Origin of the sequence: Jannaschia aquimarina (assembly GCF_000877395.1) — a bacterium.
Lineage (GTDB): Bacteria > Pseudomonadota > Alphaproteobacteria > Rhodobacterales > Rhodobacteraceae > Jannaschia > Jannaschia aquimarina.
Genome location: NZ_JYFE01000006.1, coordinates 1 through 16,480 on the forward strand (window position 1 = coordinate 1; position 16,480 = coordinate 16,480).

At 64.9% G+C, this 16,480-nt stretch carries 18 protein-coding genes; 7 read left to right on the top strand and 11 right to left on the bottom strand.

The window, feature by feature from the left end:
* Window positions 1-147: 147 nt before the first annotated feature.
* Genes jaqu_RS01030 through jaqu_RS01045 form a run of 4 tightly spaced genes read right to left on the bottom strand, consistent with a single transcriptional unit; the run spans window position 148 to window position 5,314 of the window.
* Window positions 148-684, bottom strand: a complete 537-nt coding sequence (locus tag jaqu_RS01030; protein ID WP_052500691.1) for a hypothetical protein — start codon at window positions 682-684, stop codon at window positions 148-150.
* Window positions 684-1,811, bottom strand: a complete 1,128-nt coding sequence (locus jaqu_RS01035; protein ID WP_084629252.1) for a M48 family metallopeptidase — start codon at window positions 1,809-1,811, stop codon at window positions 684-686. The genes jaqu_RS01030 and jaqu_RS01035 overlap by 1 nt, the downstream gene beginning before the upstream one ends.
* Window positions 1,808-2,992, bottom strand: coding sequence for a DUF898 family protein (locus tag jaqu_RS01040; protein WP_043917078.1), 1,185 nt, complete (start codon window positions 2,990-2,992; stop codon window positions 1,808-1,810). Before jaqu_RS01040 ends, jaqu_RS01035 begins: the two co-directional genes overlap by 4 nt.
* A gap of 3 nt (window positions 2,993-2,995) precedes the next feature.
* On the bottom strand, window positions 2,996-5,314 hold the full coding sequence (locus tag jaqu_RS01045; protein ID WP_043917079.1) for a DNA topoisomerase IV subunit A: 2,319 nt from the start codon (window positions 5,312-5,314) through the stop codon (window positions 2,996-2,998).
* 166 nt (window positions 5,315-5,480) lie between these two features.
* Here jaqu_RS01045 and jaqu_RS20350 point away from each other — a divergent pair, with 166 nt between their 5' ends.
* The 6 genes from jaqu_RS20350 to jaqu_RS01075 all read left to right on the top strand — a co-directional run bounded on the left by jaqu_RS20350 (window position 5,481) and on the right by jaqu_RS01075 (window position 9,541).
* The gene (locus jaqu_RS20350) at window positions 5,481-6,026 is read left to right on the top strand and encodes an SH3 domain-containing protein (protein WP_052500693.1); all 546 of its coding nucleotides are present in this window, start codon (window positions 5,481-5,483) and stop codon (window positions 6,024-6,026) included.
* A gap of 86 nt (window positions 6,027-6,112) precedes the next feature.
* Window positions 6,113-6,931: an SDR family NAD(P)-dependent oxidoreductase gene (locus jaqu_RS01055; protein ID WP_043917080.1), complete on the top strand. Its 819-nt coding sequence runs from the start codon at window positions 6,113-6,115 to the stop codon at window positions 6,929-6,931.
* 10 nt (window positions 6,932-6,941) lie between these two features.
* The gene (locus jaqu_RS01060; RefSeq protein WP_043917081.1) at window positions 6,942-7,151 is read left to right on the top strand and encodes a twin transmembrane helix small protein; all 210 of its coding nucleotides are present in this window, start codon (window positions 6,942-6,944) and stop codon (window positions 7,149-7,151) included.
* Window positions 7,151-7,723: a cob(I)yrinic acid a,c-diamide adenosyltransferase gene (locus jaqu_RS01065; protein WP_043917082.1), complete on the top strand. Its 573-nt coding sequence runs from the start codon at window positions 7,151-7,153 to the stop codon at window positions 7,721-7,723. Before jaqu_RS01060 ends, jaqu_RS01065 begins: the two co-directional genes overlap by 1 nt.
* A gap of 133 nt (window positions 7,724-7,856) precedes the next feature.
* The gene (locus jaqu_RS01070; protein ID WP_043917083.1) at window positions 7,857-8,615 is read left to right on the top strand and encodes an electron transfer flavoprotein subunit beta/FixA family protein; all 759 of its coding nucleotides are present in this window, start codon (window positions 7,857-7,859) and stop codon (window positions 8,613-8,615) included.
* Window positions 8,615-9,541 (top strand): electron transfer flavoprotein subunit alpha/FixB family protein, encoded by a 927-nt coding sequence (locus tag jaqu_RS01075; RefSeq protein WP_043917084.1) that lies wholly within the window; start codon window positions 8,615-8,617, stop codon window positions 9,539-9,541. The genes jaqu_RS01070 and jaqu_RS01075 overlap by 1 nt, the downstream gene beginning before the upstream one ends.
* 30 nt (window positions 9,542-9,571) lie before the next feature.
* Here the strand turns inward: jaqu_RS01075 and jaqu_RS01080 are convergent, their stop codons facing one another.
* Window positions 9,572-10,432 carry a DUF6473 family protein gene (locus tag jaqu_RS01080; RefSeq protein WP_043917085.1) on the bottom strand — a complete coding sequence of 287 codons (861 nt, stop codon included), beginning with the start codon at window positions 10,430-10,432 and terminating at the stop codon, window positions 9,572-9,574.
* 143 nt (window positions 10,433-10,575) lie between these two features.
* On the opposite strand from jaqu_RS01080, the gene jaqu_RS01085 reads away from it, so the two are divergent.
* Window positions 10,576-11,454 carry a 3-hydroxybutyryl-CoA dehydrogenase gene (locus jaqu_RS01085; RefSeq protein WP_043917086.1) on the top strand — a complete coding sequence of 293 codons (879 nt, stop codon included), beginning with the start codon at window positions 10,576-10,578 and terminating at the stop codon, window positions 11,452-11,454.
* 176 nt (window positions 11,455-11,630) lie between these two features.
* On the opposite strand, the gene jaqu_RS01090 is transcribed toward jaqu_RS01085, so the two are convergent.
* The 6 genes from jaqu_RS01090 to jaqu_RS01115 form a co-directional block, all read right to left on the bottom strand.
* Window positions 11,631-11,900: an HPr family phosphocarrier protein gene (locus jaqu_RS01090; RefSeq protein ID WP_043917087.1), complete on the bottom strand. Its 270-nt coding sequence runs from the start codon at window positions 11,898-11,900 to the stop codon at window positions 11,631-11,633.
* A 24-nt stretch (window positions 11,901-11,924) separates the two neighbouring features.
* Complete coding sequence (locus jaqu_RS01095) at window positions 11,925-12,317, bottom strand: PTS sugar transporter subunit IIA (RefSeq protein WP_043917088.1); 393 nt, start codon at window positions 12,315-12,317, stop codon at window positions 11,925-11,927.
* Window positions 12,314-13,210, bottom strand: a complete 897-nt coding sequence (rapZ, locus tag jaqu_RS01100; RefSeq protein ID WP_043917089.1) for an RNase adapter RapZ — start codon at window positions 13,208-13,210, stop codon at window positions 12,314-12,316. Before rapZ ends, jaqu_RS01095 begins: the two co-directional genes overlap by 4 nt.
* 78 nt (window positions 13,211-13,288) lie before the next feature.
* The gene (locus jaqu_RS01105) at window positions 13,289-13,750 is read right to left on the bottom strand and encodes an HPr kinase/phosphorylase (protein WP_043917090.1); all 462 of its coding nucleotides are present in this window, start codon (window positions 13,748-13,750) and stop codon (window positions 13,289-13,291) included.
* A gap of 15 nt (window positions 13,751-13,765) precedes the next feature.
* The gene (locus jaqu_RS01110; RefSeq protein ID WP_084629256.1) at window positions 13,766-15,499 is read right to left on the bottom strand and encodes a sensor histidine kinase; all 1,734 of its coding nucleotides are present in this window, start codon (window positions 15,497-15,499) and stop codon (window positions 13,766-13,768) included.
* A gap of 15 nt (window positions 15,500-15,514) precedes the next feature.
* Entirely contained in the window at window positions 15,515-16,216 is a 702-nt protein-coding gene (locus jaqu_RS01115) for a response regulator transcription factor (RefSeq protein ID WP_043917091.1), read from the bottom strand.
* Between the last annotated feature and the right edge of the window lie 264 nt (window positions 16,217-16,480).

A 16,480-nucleotide genomic window follows, 5' to 3' on the forward strand; every position in this document is an offset into this window, starting at 1 on the left:
TCGTGCCAATGTTCACATGCGGCTTCGTCCGCTCGAATTTCGCCTTCGCCATGTCAGGGTCCCATCGCTAAAGGGGCCCGCCTGGGGCCCCGGATTCCATATCGCGCGCCGTCTATCGAGGGCGCGGAGGAAGCGCAAGTGGAAGGCTCAGCCGCGGGTCTGGAAATAGTCGCGGATCATCCAAGCCTGGATCCGGCCGGCCATGTTGCGGACAAGAGTTGCCTGCTGTTCTTCGGCGCTCTTGATGAGGCCCGAGCCGACAATCAGACCCTCGGCCCCCTCGAACGTCGTGAGTTGGGTGGGCCCGGCCACCTTCTCCTGCGGATCGGCCGTCCAGAGGTTCGCGGTCACCACGAGGATAGACTTCGGTGTCAATACGACAGGCACCCCGGGAGGCGCCAGCGCATAGCCATCGAGCGAGATCGCGATGTAGTAACCCCGATCCCCCTGATACCGATCGAAACGGCGCGACAGCTCCGTCTTCATCGCCGCCTCCCAAGAGGCGGCGGTGGCATCGCGCGACGGCGGGATCTTCTGGAGGTTGTCGCTGACGACGATCGGCGCGACCAGCCGGAAATCTCCCAGGTCGACAAGGTCCTCGGTCAGCGGATCGGCGGTCGTTCCGCAAGCCGCGAGCCCCGTCAGTCCGAGCGCACAGAAGCCGCGCCGATTCAGTCTCATCATCACACAGGTCCTTGATCACATATCGCGCGCAGATCGGCCCACTCTCCCGGCGAGAGCACGGGGACGAGGGCCGCCGCTTCGGCCCCCCTATCCGCGGCAAGGATCCGGGAGGCGAGGTCCGGATGGGTCGAGAAATGCGCCATCACGCCGCCTACATCGCCATAGCGGTCGCGTAGACGCTGGAACATCACGGCCAGCGCGCTCGGCGGCAGGCCCGCCTCTTCGAGCAGGGCGTGGGCGAAGCGGTCGGCCTCTTCCTCGGCGCCGCGCGAATAGCCGGATGTCACTGCACCGGCGCCCACCCAGCCCAGAACGCCGCCGCCGGTCATGTCTCCGGCCAGAAGGGCCATGATCGCCGTCGCGCCCGCGCCCTCGAGCATGCCGCGGACCGGGTCGCGATTGACCACATGCCCAAGCTCGTGCGCAAGGACCGCGGCGATCTCCTCTGGGGTCTCGGCCGCCTGGATCATCGTGTCGAAGAACGCGATGCGCCCGCCCGCGACCGCGTATGCGTTCAGGATGTCGCTGTCGCCGTCGTCCAGCACCGCGACCTCCAACGGATAGAGCAGTTCCAGATCGCCGAGGACGCGGTCCACGATCTTGTCCATGGCCGCGAGACCCGCCGGGCGCTTGCAGACCCGCAAGGGCTTATCCCCTCCAAACGCGGACCGGGCCTGTTCGGAATGGATCTCTCCCAGCGCGATCTCGGCTTCGACGGGGAGAAGTCGCGCCAGAACCGATGCGCCGCCTGGGATCACTACCAGAAGGAGGACGGCCAGCAGCGCCCCGCCAAATGCCAGTGCGATCGCCGCCCGGCCCAATGGCGTCGGCGTCGGCGCCACGGGAATCGGCGGCCCAGCCCAGATGACGTCCAGGGCGTCAGGATCGCTGACGACCAGGCGCTCTGGCCCGCCATCGGAAGGCGCAAAGGTGACGGGTCCGGGGCTGGCTTGGTCGGGCAGCCGCCGCAGCCCGTCCCGCCGCCAGCGCAGCACCGTCTCGTCGGGCAAGCGCAGGATCAGGTCGGCGCCGTCACCGGTCATGGCCACGCGCCGCGGACGGGCGGTGTCGCCGTCGAAGAAGTCGGCGAAGACCGTTCGCTGCATACCGTCGACTCGGCCGGTCATATCCCCGCCCCCATGTCGAAGAGGTTCGAGAAGCCGTCCGCATCCGCCATGCGCGCGCCCTGCCCCGCGCCGACGCCGTACAGGTCGTGGCCGCGCCGGATCGTGGCGGTTTCGGCGACATGGCGCAGGAGCGGATAGGTCACGAAGACCAGCCGCAGGGCCCCGCGCAGGATGAAGACGAGAAGGTAGAACAGGATCACTCCGACACCGTAGACCCAGGGGGACACGTCGTCCCACCCCTCGAACAGGTCCTCAAGATCGGCAATCACCGCACCGACCGAGGCCATGGCGAAGGCGACGATGATCGCCCCAAGGATGAAGCCGATGAACAGAAGACCCAGCAGGTAGATGCCTAAGACCGTGCCGACATTCGGCGACGCCTCGATACGGACCTCGCCGAGACGCACCCCCGAGACGAAGATCCCGAAGCTGCGGACGCGCCACCAGATCCAGGCGAAGGCCAACCCCGGCAAGGTCAGCAGAAGCCACAGGAGATGCCCCATTGCCCTTTCGCCGACGATCGACACATAGGCGATGATGGCGACGCTCGACAGGACCAACCCGATCACGGGCAGAAAGGCGCGGTAGAGGCCACCCAGCCCCGCCTCGAAGGTGAACGTGGCATCGCCCCAGCGCATCCTCCGGATCCGATAGGCCCAGCGGGCGCGCGCGGCGGCCGGAATGGCGAGACCGGCGCTCAGCACGATTGCCAGCGACCAGACGAGCGACAGGCCGATATAGCCGAGGGCGCCGGGCACCATCCAGAACCGGATACCCCGCCACGTCGTGTGCCCCATGAGATAGCGCATCCCGCGATACTGGGCGAACCAGTAGATCGGCAGGACCAGCGCCAGCGCGGCGAAGAACCCGGGCGCGGGCTGCAGAAAAACGACCAGCGACAGCCAGACCAGCCCCATCATTACGAGACCCAGCCAGACCGACACGATCACCGCCGCCATCACGAAGCCGATCAGCTTCTCGACCGGGCGGCCGTCATACTCGAAAGGCGACCCGCCCATCTTGAGCGACGACCAGAGCCACCGCCGGGTCCGCGTGCGCATCCAGAAGGAATAGAGGCCCAACGTCCCCACCGTCAGCAATCCCGTCCGCATCACCAGCGAGAAGAGCGCACTTTGCGGGGCATCGACTTCGGCCGTCAGGTATCCGTGGCTCGTCTGCACCGATCAGCCGAACCGGTTGTCCCGCGGGAAGCCACGCGGCGCCATGCGACCCGCCTGCGCGCGGGTGCCGAGCCATTCCGTCAGGTCGGCCTCGTGCCGGATCCGGCCCGCCGGGTCGGACCATTTCAGCCCCTCGGACAGCGTGATCACGGTCAGATCCGACAACCCGCCATCCTTGAAGCGTTGCAGGCGCACGCCCTTGCCCTTGGGCATCTCCGGCAGCTCGGACAGCGGGAAGACCAGCATCTTCCGGTTCTCGCCCACGCAAGCCAGGTGGTCGCCATGGGCCGGGACCGGCGCCAGCGCGGTCACGCCGTCACGAACGTTCAGCACCTGCTTGCCCGCGCGCCGCCCGCTCAGCAACTCGTCGGACGGCAGAACGAAGCCGTCTCCCGCGCTGGAGGCCACCACCAGCCGCCGCTCGGGGACGTGGACGAAGAGGTCCACGATGGCCGCCTCCTGCGGCAGGTCCACCATCAGGCGCACCGGCTCTCCCATGCCGCGCCCGCCCGGCAGAGCACTGGCCTGCAGGGTATAGGCCCGTCCGTTCGAGCCCCAGACGATCAGCTTGTCCGTCGTTTCGGCATGCAGCACGAAGCCCGGTCCGTCGCCGTCCTTGTACTTGAGATCCTTGTCCAGCGGTTGATGTCCCGACAAGGCCCGGATCCACCCCATGGCCGAGCAGACCACGGTGATCGGCTCCCGCTCGATCATCGCCTCGATGGGCACGTCCGCCACCTCGACCGCTTCGGAGAAGCTGGTGCGACGCGCACCCAGCGCAGTGCCCTTGCCGAAAGCCTTGCGGACCTCGCGCAACTCGTCGGCGATGGCGGACCACTGAACCTCCTCTCGGTCGAGCAGGTCTTCAAGGCCGGCCCGCTCCTCCATCAGGGCGTCGCGCTCCTTCAGAAGCGCAAGCTCTTCGAGGCGCCGCAATGCCCGCAGGCGCATGTTCAGGATCGCCTCGGCCTGCACGTCGGTCAGGTCGGGTGCGCGTTCGGTCGGCAGCGGCGATACGTAGTCGGCCTCCGACGTGGCACGGACGAAGTCCCTGCCCCATTCCTCATGCATCAGCGCCGCCTTGGGCGCGTCGTCATAGCGGATGATGTCGATCACGCGGTCGAGGTTCAGATAGGCGACGATGAAGCCTTCGAGCACCTCGAGCCGGTGGTCGATCTTCTCCATCCGGTGCCTCGACCGACGGACCAGTACGTCGCGCCGGTGATCGAGGAAGGCGCGCAGCACCTCCTTGAGGGAACAGACCTTCGGCGTCACGCCGTCGATCAACACGTTCATGTTCAAGCTGAACCGTGTCTCCAGATCCGACTGACGGAACAGCGTGCCCATCAGCACGTCCGCATCGACGTTGCGCGATTTGGGCTCCAGCACAATGCGGATGTCGTCGGCACTTTCGTCGCGAACATCGGCCAGGATCGGGACCTTCTTGGTCTGGATCAGCTCGGCCAGCTTCTCGATGAGCTTGGACTTCTGGACCTGATAGGGGATCTCCGTGACGATGATTTGCCACTGCCCCTTGCCCAACTCCTCGATCTCCCAACGAGCACGGAGGCGGAAGGCGCCGCGCCCGGTGCGGTAGGCCTCAAGGATATTTGCCGGAGGCTCCACGATGACGCCGCCCGTCGGGAAATCGGGTCCCGGGATCAGGTCGACCAGCGTCTCGTCGCGCGCGTTCGGCGACTTGATCAGATGCAAGCACCCCGCGATCAGCTCGTCGAGATTGTGGGGCGGAATATTTGTCGCCATCCCCACGGCGATCCCGGCCGAGCCGTTGGCCAGCAGGTTCGGGAAGGCGGCCGGCAGCACGACGGGTTCGCGCAGTGTGCCGTCGTAATTGTCACGGAAGTCGACCGCGTCGGCATCCAGCCCTTCCAGCAGGGCTTCGGCCGCTTCGGTCATGCGTGCCTCGGTGTACCGGCTGGCAGCAGGATTGTCCCCGTCGATGTTGCCGAAGTTCCCCTGACCGTCGACCAGCGGATAGCGGACGCTGAAATCCTGTGCGAGCCGCGCCATGGCGTCGTAGATCGCGGCGTCACCATGGGGATGGTAGTTCCCCATCACGTCGCCCGAGATCTTGGCGGACTTGCGAAAGCCGCCATCGGACGACAGCCGAAGCTCCCTCATCGCGTAGAGGATCCGTCGATGGACGGGCTTTAGGCCGTCCCGCGCATCCGGCAGCGCGCGGTGCATGATCGTGGACAGCGCGTAGGTCAGATACCGGTCGCCGATTGCCCGGCTCAATGGCTCCACGACGATCAGGGGATCGCCTTCGCCTTCCGGTTGCGTGTCATTTTCGTCACTCATGCCTCACCCTGTATCGGCGGCGACTCTGGCCCTCAAGAACTATGGGCTAAGCGATAGGGCGAAAGTGTGTTATCGTGTGGTGTCTGGGAACCGCTGCCACGGTCCAGGCATTGAAAAGGCAGTGATCTTTTCCAGATCACTAAGACTGCCGCCTTGGGGAACGACCATGTTCAGACTGACTTTTACGCTCGCAGCCGCATTGTACGCCGGCTTCGTGATTTGGGGGACCCCCGTCGAAAGCGAGGCCAGCGCCACCGAGGCCGGGACGCAGCAGGTCGCGCGCATCGGGGCCGAAAGGCCGATGGTCCTGCAGACCAACGCATCCAGCCGGGCCGAGGTGACCCGCACCGCGACGGTTGATCCGTCTCTGATCGTCGCCGCTACCCCTGCCCCTGCGAACAGCTTCGACCAACCGGCCCTGGTCGGAGAGCCGATCCGCATCTCGTTGATCGAACCAACCGACGAGGGTGCTGCCGAGGCCGCTGAAGAAGGGGCCGCGGCGGCCGACCCGGCTATCCAGCTCTTTCGCGTGACCGGCAGTCGCGTGAACCTGCGGTCCGGGCCCTCGACGGCAAATGGCGTGGTCGACAGCCTGGTTCGCGGAACGGTGGTGGAGCCGGTCGGCGAGCCCGTTAACGGCTGGCAAGAGTTGCGCGACGTCTCGACCGGCGTGACGGGCTTCATGGCCGCCCGCTTCCTGGAGCCGGCCTGACGGGAACACTTCGCCGATCTGGCCGTCATTCGGGCGCCTTCGGGCGCCCGCTTGCGTCTCGGGCCCCAGTGCGGCACCCCCACCCCATGCGAACGATCCTGATCACCGGATGCTCCAGCGGCATCGGCTACCACGCCGCCCACGCGCTTCGCGACCGGGGCTGGCGCATCTTCGCCTCATGCCGGAGGAAAGAGGATTGCGTCCGGCTCCGTGGCGAAGGCCTCGACTCGGTTCTCATCGACTATGAGGATGCCGATACGATCGAGGCCGGTCTGGCCGAGTTGCTGGCCGCCACCGACGGACGGATCGACGCGCTTTTCAACAATGGGGCCTATGCCATACCCGGCCTGGTCGAGGACCTGCCGACAAATGCGTTGCGGACGATCTTCGAGGCGAATTTCTTCGGCTGGCACGACCTCACGGTTCGGACGATCCGCGAGTTTCGCCGACAGGGCTCTGGACGGATCGTACAGAATTCCTCTGTGCTCGGCTTCGCCGCGATGCCGTGGCGCGGCGCCTACAACGCGACCAAGTTCGCCGTGGAGGGCCTGACCGACACACTCCGACTGGAGATGGCGGGGACGGATATCCACGTCTCGCTGATCGAACCCGGCCCGATCACGTCCCGGTTCCGCGCCAATGCCCGCGCCCAGTTCGAACGCTGGATCGACTGGAAGGCCAGTCCCCGTGCCGACGATTACCAGTCACAGCTTCACCGCCTCGCGTCCGAGGACAAAGGAAAATTCGAGCTGGGCCCCGCAGCGGTTACGGACAAGCTGATCCATGCCGTCGAGAGCCCGCGCCCGCGGGCACGGTACTACGTGACGACCCCCACGCATCTGGCCGGCGCGATGAAACGTATCCTCTCTACTCGTGCCTTCGACGCAATCGCGGCACGCAACTGAAAGGCCTCCCATGATCGACGATCCTCTTTTCCTCGTCGTGGCCGCCGCCTGTCTCGGCGTCCTCGTCATCCTGATGTTCGGCATCGGCGGTTTCGCCAAGGGCGGCGAATTCAACAAGAAGTACGCGAACAAGATCATGCGTTTGCGGGTCGGTGCCCAGCTTTTGGCTGTGCTGCTGCTGGTCGGCTACGTCTGGATCCGGCGCGAGAGTGGCAACTGATGGTCGTCCTGTCAAAGATCTACACCCGCACCGGCGACAAGGGCACGACCGCCCTCGGGGACGGCAGCCGCGTCAAGAAGACAGATCTTCGGGTCGAGGCCTACGGGACGGTGGACGAGGCTAACTCCGTCATCGGCTTGGCGCGCCTGCATGCCGACGGTGATATGGATGCCGCCTTGTCGAGGATCCAGAATGACATGTTCGACCTGGGCGCCGATCTCTGCCGCCCCGATCCCGCCAAGGATTCGGAGGCGGAGTATCCTCCGCTTCGGATGGCCGAAGCCCAGGTGGAGCGTCTCGAAGCCGAGATCGACGCGATGAACGATGCGCTGGAGCCGCTCCGAAGCTTCGTGCTGCCAGGCGGATCGCCCTTGTCTGCCCATCTCCACCAATGCCGCACTGTCACCCGCCGGGCGGAGCGGTTGACCGTCGCACTCGCGGTCGAGACCGACGTCACCGAACCGGCGGTCCGCTATCTCAACCGTCTGTCGGACTGGTTCTTCGTCGCGTCGCGGATCGCCAATGACGATGGCCGGGGCGACGTCCTGTGGGTGCCGGGCGCGAACCGGTAGCATCCTGATCGGCCCGCCAGGCAGTTGACGTGCACGTCACGTTGCGTCGGATCGCCGGACTGCGTCGTTTTTCGCCTGTAACGCGGCGCGCCCCTCCGCTATCCCGGCCCAGACCGATAGAGGAGGAGCGACGATGAAAGTCCTCGTACCCGTCAAGCGGGTGATCGACTACAACGTCAAAGTGCGCGTGAAGGCCGATGGATCCGGCGTGGATCTGGCCAACGTGAAGATGTCCATGAACCCGTTCGACGAGATCGCCGTTGAAGAGGCGATCCGCCTGAAAGAGAAGGGAGCCGCCGAAGAGGTCGTCGCCGTCTCGATCGGGACGTCCAAGAATCAGGAGACGCTCCGCACCGCCCTGGCCATGGGCGCGGACCGCGCTATCCTGATCGAAGCCGCCGATGACGTGCATACCGACATCGAGCCCCTGGCCGTCGCCAAGCTGCTGAAAGCCGTCGTCGACGAGGAAAAGCCGCAGATGGTGCTGGCCGGAAAGCAGGCCATCGACAACGACATGAATGCGACCGGGCAGATGCTGGCCGCGCTTTTGGGTTGGAGCCAGGCCACCTTCGCCTCCGAGGTGAATATCGACGGCGACGCGGCGGTGGTTACCCGGGAAGTCGATGGCGGGCTCCAGACGATCAAGGTCCAATTGCCCGCCATCGTGACCGTCGATCTGCGTCTGAACGAGCCGCGCTATGCGTCGCTGCCGAACATCATGAAGGCGAAGAAGAAGCCGCTCGATACCAAGACGGCGGCCGATCTGGGCGTCGATGTCGCGCCGAGGCTCGAGATCGTGAAGACCTCCGAACCCGAAGCACGCAAGGCCGGCGAGATGGTGGGCTCGGTCGATGAGCTTGTGTCGAAACTCAAGGAAGCGGGAGCTGTGTGATGGCCGTTCTGCTGATTGCCGAAGTCACGAATGGGGAATTGCAGGTCGATGCCACGGCCAAGGCCCTCACGGCCGCCGCGCAATTGGGCGACGTCACCGTCCTGTGCGCCGGTGCGTCCGCATCGTCCGCCGCAGAGGCGGCGTCGAAGCTGACTGGTGTCTCGAAAGTGCTGGTCGCCGAAGATGCCTCGCTTGGTCATCGTCTGGCAGAGCCGACGGCTGCGCTCATCGCAGGTATGGCAAGCGACTATAGCCACATCGTTGCCCCCGCGACGACGGACGCCAAGAACGTCATGCCGCGGGTCGCCGCACTTCTGGACGTGATGGTTCTGTCGGACGTCACCGGGATCGTCGATGCGGACACCTTCGAGCGGCCGATCTATGCGGGCAACGCGATCCAGACGGTGAAATCGTCGGATGCGACGAAGGTGATGACCATCCGGACGTCGACTTTCGACGCCGCCGGCGAAGGCGGGTCCGCGCCCGTGGAGACGGTTTCGGCCGCCGACAATCCGGGGCTGAGCGAATGGGTCGAGGACAAGGTCGCCGAGAGCGACAGGCCCGAACTTACTTCCGCCGGGATCGTCGTCTCGGGCGGTCGCGGCCTCGGCTCGGAAGAGGACTTCGCGCTGATCGAGAAGCTGGCGGACAAACTGGGTGCGGCCGTCGGCGCATCGCGAGCGGCGGTCGACTCGGGCTACGCGCCGAACGACTGGCAGGTTGGCCAGACTGGCAAGGTCGTCGCGCCCGAACTCTACATCGCCGTCGGCATATCGGGTGCGATTCAACACCTCGCGGGCATGAAGGACTCGAAGGTCATCGTCGCGATCAACAAGGACGAGGAAGCGCCGATCTTCCAGGTCGCCGATTACGGTTTGGTGGCCGACCTTTTCACCGCCGTTCCGGAACTGACCGAAAAGCTCTGACCCTTGCGGACAGGCCCGCAGCTTGCGGGCCTATCCGTTGCGCGCGATCGGGAGATCGCCCCCGACATCCTGACGAACGTAGCGGGCGACCAGGGGCCGCAGACGCACGACCAGCCTCTTGGCGACCTCTTCATGCGCCAGTGGGGGGAGAAGGTTCTGGGCTGCAGCGATTTCCTCGTCTGAGAAGATCATCTCTTCGAGCCGGTTTTCGTCGAGAAACGACGTGACCTCACACTGCTCGTGCCCCTCCACGAGTGGGGAGAGGTTATCGACCATCTCCTCATCTATCAGCAGCGGCTCGGCCTCTCCGCTCAAGCCGCGCCTGTTGGCGACGGTCACCAGAAAGACGGGCCGGCCGATTGCCTCGACTAGTTCGGTCATTCTTGCGATCCAGTTTCTTCGGAGTTCCCGGGCGACATACTGAAATCCCTTGGGGGACCGGGTGCGCAAGACTTGGAGAAGGTGCCGCGTGAACGCGAAATCGGTAAAATCGACCTGCGGGTAAAGCCGGCGCAGATCATGGGTCGGACGCACAAAGCGGTCGTTGCGGCGCGGATGGACGACATAATACCGGTTGGAGAGGTTGGCCGCCCCCATCACCTGCAGGACGACCAGATCAGCCCTGGCAACAAGATCCATGAGCGCAGGATCGCGGAGATACGCGTCCGGTCCTGCATTGTGGAGCGCGACATTCGCAACCTGAACGCCAAGGGCCCCAGCCAGGAGATCCGGGACCGGCTGACGGACATGCCTGCCCACCATTTCGGAGCCACCGAGAACAGCAACGAAGGGGCGGCGATGATCTACCGAAGGCCCGCGGAAAACCTGTTGGGAGCCATGATACTCCCACGGCATGTAATCCAGGTCGTGGCGGATGAGGTGAAAGGTCATGGGTCTCGAACGATTCGCGGGTCCTGTCGACCGTGCGGCTTCGCGCGTTACCAATCCCTCAATCGGCGCATTCGAGCCAAATCGCGGCCGCTTGCGCCGGACCGCCCGCTCGCTATGGTCCGCGCGTCATCGAAGGAGCGAACATGGCCATCCAGACCATCGGAATCGTCGGCGCGGGCCAGATGGGCAACGGGATCGCGCATGTCTGCGCCCTGGCAGGCTACGAGGTGACATTGACCGATGTCAGCCAGGACGCGCTGGATCGGGCACGGGCCACGATTTCTCGGAACATCGACAGACAGGTCGAGCGTGGGAAGGTCGAGCCGGCGGATCGTGACGCGGCGATGTCACGGGTCGGATCCACACTCACGCTGACCGACCTCGGGCAGTCGGACCTGATTATCGAAGCCGCGACCGAGCGGGAGAGCGTGAAGCAGGCGATCTTCGAGGACCTGGTGCCGCACCTCAAGCGCGAGACGATCCTGACCTCGAACACCTCGTCGATCTCGATTACGCGACTGGCGAGCCGAACCGACCGTCCTGAGAAGTTCATGGGTTTTCACTTCATGAACCCCGTCCCGGTGATGCAGCTCGTGGAACTGATCCGCGGAATAGCCACCGATGACGAGACATTCGACGCCTGCAAGAGCGTGGTCGATCGGCTCGGCAAGCAGGCGGCCACGGCAGAGGACTTCCCCGCCTTCATCGTCAACCGGATCCTCATGCCGATGATCAACGAGGCCGTCTACACGCTCTATGAAGGCGTCGGCACCGTCCGGTCGATCGACATGTCGATGAAACTGGGGGCGAACCATCCGATGGGACCGCTCGCCCTGGCGGACTTCATCGGGCTCGACACCTGCCTCGCCATCATGAACGTCCTTCATGATGGGTTGGCGGACACGAAGTATCGCCCCTGTCCGCTGCTGACGAAATATGTCGAAGCCGGATGGTTGGGTCGCAAGACGAAGCGCGGTTTCTACGACTACCGAGGTGAGGGCGACCCTGTTCCCACTCGCTAAGTCGATCAGGGGGTCGGTTCCGACCGGGATCGGATTGGAAATCGGACGTCGGAACGGAATGACAGGTTCGCAATGCATCAATGCAGCACCCGGACCGGGTTTCATTCACCGGGTTAGCGATTCTCCGTCGGTCCGCTAATCGGCTTTCGCGATATCGATCCCCCTACGGGCGGCGCCTACATCTCTTCGCCGAACCGCCCCGCCACGAGGGTACGCAAGGCGTCGAGCAGATCGTCGGCCTGCCGTCCCGCGGTCTCTACGTCGATGGACGTCCCCTTTGCCGCGCCGAGCATCAAAAGGCCCATGATCGAGTCTCCCGCCGCCGCGATCCCATCCCGGCTGACGGTGGCCTCCGCATCGAATCTCTCGACCGTCTCGACAAAGCGGGCCGAGGCACGGGCGTGAAGCCCCTTTTCGTTGACGATTTCCAGGCTGTCGCGCGCCATGCTCCCCCCGTCTCGGTCCAGGCCTCAGGCGGCCGGACCCTGGGCGACATCCATGTACCGCGTACCGGCGGACTTCGCCAAGGCCACCGCCTCGGCGACCGGAAGGTGCCGAGATCGCGCAAGCTGGATCAGACTGGGCAGGTTGGCACCGTAGAAGATGACGCGATCCCTGGCCGCGCAGGCCGGAAGAGACAGGTTCGAGGGTGATCCACCGTAGATGTCCGTCACGACGACGACCCCGTCGCCTGTGTCAACTTCGTCGGTCGCCCGGCGGATCTCGGACTTCTTCTCGTCACGGTCACACCTCGCCCCGACCGATATGGCGCGGAGGCCGTCCTGCGGCCCGATCACGTGCTCCACGGCGCGGCGGTATTCTTCGGCCAATCCCCCATGGGCCACGATAACGATACCGATCATACTTGTCCCCTTGCCGGTGCGCCCGTCTGCGTGACGCGGTCCAGCTCCCGGTGGCGAGTAGACACCCGCCATCCGGCCTCCGCAAGATCCGCCGACATTCTTTCCGCCACGACAACGGATCGGTGGCGCCCGCCAGTACAGCCCACGCCGATGGTAAGATGCGCCCGCCCCTCATCCTTGTAGGCCGGCAAAAGGAAGGTGATCATATCCCTGAGCCTGCCGTAGAACTCGTCGAAGCGCGGATCGGAGGTGACATGGTTGGCGACAGCCTCCTCCCGTCCTGTGAGGTCTCGCAGATCGGAAACCCAGTGCGGGTTGTTCAGAAATCTGACGTCGAAGACCAGATCGAGGCCTCGCGGAAGCCCGCGCTTGTAGCTGAACGACTGGACGGAGAGCGACAGCATCCCCCGCCCGCCAGTCATCTGCCGCTGAACCTGAGCCTTGAGGTCATGCACCGTCAGCCCCGTCGTGTCGATCACGTCGTCCGCGGCGTCCCGCAATGGCGACAAGAGATCGATCTCCCTGGCGATGCCCGTCTCGACGTCCCCAACGTTCGAGAGCGGATGGCGTCTCCGCGTCTCGGAATAGCGGGCGACCAGCGTCTGGGCGCCGCAGTCGAGAAAGAGCAGGCGCGGCGTCCGGCGCGGATCGGCGCGCAACCTGTCGGCGAGGGAGAGGACCGCATCGGTCGAGAAGTCCCGGTTCCTCACGTCGATCCCCAGCGCGAGGGGGCGACCCGTCTCACCCGCCAAGAGCGGTCCCACAAGCGACATCGGCAAGTTGTCGATCACCTCGAAGCCGACGTCTTCCAGCGCACGGATCGCCGTCGTCCGACCGGCGCCGGATGGGCCGGTGACAAGAACAAGATCGGGTGTCGCGGCTTCGACCGCCATGGGAACCTCCGTTCCGACGGAGTTAGTGCTGCGCCGCGGCATTTGTAAGACCGCGCCGGATTTCGTGATGTTCGCCCTTCATCCCGCCCCGCCCCGCATCCAGAGAAACGCTTTCGCAGCCACATCGAAGGTCGACGGATGGCGCAGGATCGGGACCGGGCATCCCAGAATATCGATCGTCTCGGGGACCGGATAGCGCGCGCTCGACGGTCCGAGCCACAGCAGACCCGCCAGCGACATCGGCCCTGAAAGAGGCACCGCAACAATCCCAAACCCACGCAACTCGATCCCCTGGATTGCCTCAGGCGGAGCCGCGGCGATCAGTCGATCGCCATCGCGCCGGATGATCGTCAGGTCGTCGCAAACCAAACCCGCATCCATCGCGATGATCTGGGCCGCAACGCCACTCTTGCCAGAGCCGGACGGCCCGCAGATCGCCAGGGCCTTGTCTCCGATCACAACGGTCGTCGCGTGGAGCGAGGCTGAAACGTCGTCGATCCGCCGCGGCCGTGGCTCATTCTCTTGCGGCGTGAGACCCATCGCCGCGCCGCCCGTTCAGACGGGAAGACCGACGACGAAGCGGGCGCCGAGCGGATCGGATGTGATGTCAGCCTCTGTCGGGCGGATATTCTCGGCCCAGATCACCCCGCCATGGGCTTCGATGATCTGCTTTGAGATCGCGAGGCCGAGGCCGGAGTGATTTCCGAACTGCTGCTCCGGACGTTCCGAATAGAAACGGTTGAACACCTTGTGCAGCGCCGCCTCGGGGATGCCCGGGCCCGTATCCTCCACCACGACCAGCACCCGGTTGTCGCGTCGCCGCATCCAGATGCGAACGGCGTCGCCCTCTTCGCAGAACGAAAGGGCATTCGTGATCAGGTTGACGAAGACCTGCGCGAGGCGTCCCTCAAGGCCAAGGATAGTAATCGGCTCGCGGGGAAGATCGGTGATGAAGTCGATGCCGTCTGCCGCCGCCTCCTCCTTGTGATAGACGGCTAGGTTGCGCACCATCCGAACGAGATCGAACGGCTCTTCCTCTTCCTTCACGAGTTCGCTGTCGAGACGGGAAGCGTTGGAGATGTCGCTGACCAGCCGGTCCAGACGGCGGACGTCATGTTCGATCACTTCCAGGAGGCGGGACCGCTGCTCATCCGTTTTCGCAAGCCGCATCGTGCCGACCGCCGAGCGGAGCGAGGCGAGCGGGTTCTTGATCTCATGTGCCACGTCGGCGGCGAATTGTTCGTTGAGGTCGATCCGATCGTAGAGCGCCGCCACCATACCGCGCAGCGCGCCGGACAGGCGCCCGATCTCATCGGGTCGGGCCGTCAGGTCCGGGATCCGGACCCGCTGCGGAGACATCTTGCGAGCGTTGCGATCACGACCGAGTTCGGCGGCCGCCGCGAGGTCCGAGAGCGGGTTGGCGATCGTCGATGCCAGGACCAGGCTGAGGCCGATGGACACCAGAAGTGCCACGACGAACATCTGGAGCAACTGCTCGCGCTCGGCTCTGACAAGGCGGTCGATCTCGCCGGCCCCCGTAGTGACGGCCAATGTTCCGAGGCGTGTACCCTGCGCCTCGACCGGTGTGACGACGGTGAAGACGGGGCCGTCGGTTCCCGCGTGGCCCTGAATGACCGTCTCGCGGGGACCTGCGCCCGCGACAAGCGAGCGAGCGACCGTTTCAGGCCCAATGATTTCCGAAGGAGTGCCGGAGAAGAGGCCTGCGATGCCGTCCCATACGCCATTCAACAGGGATGTGATGACCGGAGTCTGGTTGCCTTCGTCCTCCAGGCCCCGAACCGGATCGAGTTCCGGCGCACCTTGCGCCTGGGCGACAAGGGTTCCGCCCGCATCGAACAGCCGGACCTCCACACCCTCGGGCAGATCGATGCGCGACAGGACCGCGCCGGCATCCAGCCCGTCGCCCGCCCCGAGACTGACCGGCACACCGACCGGCAGCGCCCCTTCGAACACTGCTGCGATCAACCTCGCTTCGGTCACCAGACCCTTCTCGCGCTGGTTCGACAGGCTGTCCCTGGACGGGTTCAGGAAGAGCGCCCCGGTCACGAGGATCAGGATGGCGAGCAGGTTGAAGAGAATGATCTTCCGGGCAAGCGGGGATCGGTCGAGTGAGATCAGGCCGCGGCGCTTGCGCGCGGAGGCCAATTCTTCATCGACGCCCCCGGGCGTTTCCCAGTCCTCGCCAAGGACGACATCCGCCGCACGTTTCCGCCAGCCCTTTTGGTCATTCGCGCCGCGAGGCGCATCGATCTCGCTGGCGGAAGCCATCCCCCGGCCCTCCCGTCACTCTTCGTTGTAACGATACCCGATGCCGTACAGGGTTTCGATCGCCGAGAATTCCGGATCGACCGACCGCATCTTCTTGCGCAAGCGCTTGATGTGACTGTCGATCGTCCGGTCGTCGACGTAGACCTGATCGTCGTAGGCGACGTCCATCAGCTGATCGCGCGACTTCACGAAGCCCGGACGCTGCGCGAGCGCCTGAAGCAGCAGGAATTCCGTCACCGTCAGGGTGACGTCCTTGCCCTTCCACTTCACGGCATGGCGCAGCGGGTCCATCGTGAGCTCGCCACGCTGCATGATCTGGTTTTCTTCCGGAGCCTCGACTTCATCGGCGGCGATGGCTTCCTGACGACGGAGAATGGCGCGGATACGCTCGACCAGGAGACGCTGGGAGAACGGCTTGCGCACGTAGTCGTCGGCGCCCATCCGAAGACCGAGCACCTCGTCGATCTCGTCATCCTTGGAGGTCAGGAAGATGACCGGAAGGCTGGATTTCTGACGCAGCCGCTGAAGCAGATCCATCCCATCCATCCGCGGCATCTTGATGTCGAACACGCCCAGATCCGGAAGCTGCCGATTGAACGCGTCCAGCGCGGATTGTCCGTCATTGTAAGTTTCGACTTCGAAGCCTTCCGCCTCGAGAGTCATCGCGACGGACGTCAGGATATTCCTGTCGTCGTCGACGAGCGCGATCCTCGACATTGTGTGGTTTCCTTAGGTTGCCTGTTACTGCCTTGTTTTTTCCCCAATGTGGCGGAGAGGCCTCGGCGGAATCAACTGAAAACGCGAATCACCTCGCGTGTGTCGCTGACTGTGGCCGCCGTGCACTTAACGCACAGTAAATAAGCAGACCCCGCTGGCCGCAATATCAGCCGGGGTGGTTGCGCTATCACCCCGGCTGGTGGCGCTAACTGCCTTGCCGGGCATGAGCTTTCAAGTGTTAAGGCTCCGGCACACGGGGGGAGT